Genomic DNA, 847 nt, shown 5'->3' with positions numbered 1-847 from the left:
TTTCTGGCTGAATAGTAATATGATGTATATTAAACTCATTCTTAAGTAAAGCATTAAGCTTTTGTAAAACACTTTTAAACTCATTTAAATCATCTAAGATTATATGAGCTGTTAGTATATGATAATCTTGAGATATTGAATGAATGTGTATATCGTGAATATCTTTTATATTTAAATCTTGCTTTAATATAAATTCTTTTACTTCACTAATCTCAATGAATGAGCTCTCAAGTAAAATATCTAAGCTTTGTTTAAATAATGATATAGACCACTTAGCAATTACTAAAGCTATTAATAAAGCTAGTATTGAATCAATAAAATAAAAATCAGTGTAATAAACAATAATCCCACCAATAATAATTGCAACAGAACTAAGTAAATCACTTAGCATATGAATTAGACTTGATTTAATATTTAAATTACTTGTATCAGCTTTCATTAATAATAAAGCACTAATTATATTTGCTACAAGTCCAAAGCAAGATACTATAAGCATAGTCTTTATATCTATTTTACTTGGGTTTAATAGTTTTTCAATAGCTTCATAGATAATAAATATAGTAAATATAGCTATCATAATAGCATTTATAAAAGCAGCTATTATTTCACTTCTATAATATCCATAAGTTTTTTTACTATCTTGTTTATTAATAAATATTAGTGCAATAAAACTTATTATCAATGCAAAAGCGTGTGTTATCATATGAAGTGCATCACTAATTAATGCTAAAGAATTAGCTAAATACCCATAAATTAATTCAGCAAACATTACTACAAAAGTTACTATAAAGCTTAATAACAATGCTTTTTTATTCTTAGTAAAATCATAAGAATGAGTATGAGAATG

1 protein-coding gene is annotated in these 847 nt (G+C 23.7%); it reads right to left on the bottom strand.

Annotation, left to right across the window (positions count from 1 at the left end; translation table 11 throughout):
• A partial coding sequence (locus KJQ97_RS09290) for a cation diffusion facilitator family transporter (RefSeq protein WP_214120676.1) occupies positions 1-847 on the bottom strand: 847 nt, incomplete at both ends.

Source organism: Campylobacter sp. 2018MI01 (genome assembly GCF_018501205.1).
Taxonomy (GTDB): Bacteria; Campylobacterota; Campylobacteria; order Campylobacterales; family Campylobacteraceae; genus Campylobacter_E.
Note: the sequence above shows the minus strand (reverse complement) of the source record. Positions and strands in the feature narration are given on the sequence as shown.